Raw genomic sequence first — 3,060 nt, 5'->3', positions numbered from 1 at the left:
ACACTAAGTAACTTTTTAAATTTTATATGTAATTAAACAAAACAAGAGATAACTAAATTTAGTTACCCCTTGTTTTGTTTAATTATGCCAATCTATCATTACCATAATTCCCTATTCTGCTATTCTGCCAAATAATTTAAACACAGCTAACTCACTTAAATATTCCCATTCTGCACTACTATCTACTTGCGAAGGTTCTGCTACTCCATTAGTACTCATCACTTTACATTTATAAACTTTACCGTTAACACTTACAACATCATCCATTTTATATACTATATCCTTTTCCCAAATTGTATTATTAGCATTACCTTCATTAAGACAAATCCAACCTATATACCCTCCTGCAACTGGATTCGAGTTTTTAATTGTTTGTCCGACCCTGAAGAATCCCTCAGTCGGTTCAGTTGCACTATAAAAATACGGATCAAAGACACCATTAATATAATTATCTTTCTTAATGTGCTCATCCCTTAACTTTATAACTACTGTGTCCACAATATTATCTTTAAAAATTAAGGTAATTGAAGACGAAATCTGATTTGCATTTACGCCTATCATACTCTTATTTGACCTAAATATATTATTTTCTATTAATATATACTCACTTATAAACGTTTCATTCCAAAAGTTAATTATACTATCTGTCGATTCCGAATTAGGGTATTCAAATACATTATTAATAAATTCTATTCTCCCCCCAATGTCCCATAAAAAGAATGCCGAGCCCCATCTTCCCCCTCTAAAAGTACTATTTTTCACTTTTAGCATGGCTATCGTTTGAGAAGATTCAACTATAAACAGATTATAAGCATCCCAACTAAATGAGCATCCATTAAACTCATATTCTGCTTGAGGAGTTTTTGTAACAAATGATATTGTACCGCTGTTCTCAAAATTACATCCTGTATATACTCCTGGTGGTAAATTTGTAATGATTCCTTGCGGATGTTTCGTATCTATAAAAGAAACATTACTTAATCTCCATCCATTTTTCACACCAGGTGATACACCTGTCAAACTTGTACCCTCTACAGAGCTTCCTTTAATAACACAATCCGATATAGTTTGTGGTTCTGTTGAGAAACCAATTATTGAACCTAACTGTGAAAATGAATGAAATAAATCTTGATCACTAAAAAATTCACACTGGTTGACTTGAATGCAATATGCTTTATCTCTTCCCATTACCAACGCGCTATTATGGAAAATACAGTTACCAATAAGCGCTTCTTTATCTCCTTGATCTATTATGACTCGAGTAGCATACATTTGATTATTCACAAAAGTTACTTCCCCACCTAAAACACAACTTACTTCTCTTAAGTGATTATGATTTATGATAACTTTCTCTACATTTTGGCCTACTACTAATGAATTGTTCGTTAATTTATTTTGAATGATATTAATGTATCTACCACCAACTACGACAATGTTATATCCTTGATTATCATACATGTTATTACGCTCAATGTTTATATATTGATTTAGCCGATACCCATCTTCAATATCTATTGCTCCCTGAGGTGCCGTCCCTTTCATTTTGTAGATTTCACAATCTCTAATATATATTTGTTTCGCTCCAGATACGCTTATTCCAAGCCTTCTACAATCATGTATTTTACATTTTTCAATAAATACATTTTTAGAGAATTCTGGAATTCTGACAGTTATTTTACAACCATCTTTCGAAGGTACCGTACTTTGATGAAGAACGATTTTCGCATAATCTGCGCCTTGCGGAACATTCACTTCTTCAAAAAACATTATCCTCTTCGTAGCAGCTACAAAAGTATTATCAGCCTTATAAAATAACACATCATATAATTCTGTATTAATTTCCGAACCAATTCCACCATACCCATCGCCATATAATCCGAAATATCCCCATTTTGTAATGCTCTCATGATGCAAATCTATTTTTATGCTCGATCTAATTTTATTAGCATCTACTATCGGTGTACCATTGACATCACTGATACCACCTACTTCAAATGTACCAGCAAAATCATATTCTCCAATTTGTCCCCATGTACTTTCCATCGCTATACCGTCGCCAGTACAATTCAAGATTTCCATATTATCTATCGAAATATAACTAATATTACTCCCCTCAATAGGAGTCGTATTTCCTACTTCAATTCCATATCCCCATTCATGTGTATGAGGAATCGTTGTATAATCATGTGTATCTTTATCACCTTCAATCCTTCCATTTGTAATCCGAGAAAACTTTTGATTTCTTTGATATCTTACGATTGCATATTTAACTAATCCATTATCTCTTATTTTCAAAGTTGCTCCACCTAAATTTAAGGTCATAAAACTTTGTGGTTCAATTGGTGTATTCTCATCAATTAAATATATTCCCATAGGCAAAACAACTTCTATAAACCCTTGTTGAGATGCCCATAATAATGCATTATTAATCCCCTTAGAAGTATTATTAGCGTCCGTTCCATCATTTTTAACATTCCATCTTTCTAACTCAAGAAAATAAGTACCCGAAACCACATTAGCAGATTCTGTTTCTCCAATCAGTGATTTACTGGACTTAAGGTTAAAGAAGCCTCCAAATGTATTACTTTTGAGTTTACTTACTAAACTCTCAAATTTATTCTCTGTTGATACTTTTACATTTCCTTTTTTCGTCCCAATAAATAATTCACAAGTATCTATACAAAAACAAAATTCTCCCTCGCTTAGCACAGGAAGATTCCCTTTCAAAACACATGTCACTTGAAATTTTGCCATGGTATATATAACCTCCATCTAAGATATCAGTTGACCTCTATTTAAAAAATCTCAACTCACACCCGTACATGGGGATAAATATTTTATATTCCGCTTAAATACGTATCCCTTTAATAGAATACTATGCATTATATAAATATTATGTTAGGGCTAATTCTTCACGTTTTCTAATTAAAAGCAATATAATATCTATACTTATTTTTTCACCTAAGCAACATCCCGTCTCTTTTTAAATTGTGATAACATCATACTAAAGATGTTCCTTATATATTTAAATTCTGTACTTTTATAAAAAACTAAAACGTA

At 32.0% G+C, this 3,060-nt stretch carries 1 protein-coding gene; it reads right to left on the bottom strand.

Annotated features, from left to right (window positions below; all coding sequences use genetic code 11):
* Positions 1-111: 111 nt before the first annotated feature.
* Positions 112-2,754, bottom strand: a complete 2,643-nt coding sequence (locus V7038_RS29130; protein WP_070146825.1) for a right-handed parallel beta-helix repeat-containing protein — start codon at positions 2,752-2,754, stop codon at positions 112-114.
* Positions 2,755-3,060 lie beyond the last annotated feature (306 nt).

It is taken from the genome of Bacillus sp. JJ783 (genome assembly GCF_036963225.1).
GTDB lineage: Bacteria > Bacillota > Bacilli > Bacillales > Bacillaceae_G > Bacillus_A > Bacillus_A cereus_U.
The sequence above is the reverse complement of the archived record's forward strand: the minus strand, read 5'-3'. Positions and strand labels throughout refer to the sequence as shown.

What these genes read in the sequence shown, in the direction of transcription:
- V7038_RS29130 (WP_070146825.1), bottom strand. Translation starts at nt 2,754, where the DNA reads ATGGCAAAATTTCAAGTGACATGTGTTTTGAAAGGGAATCTTCCTGTG.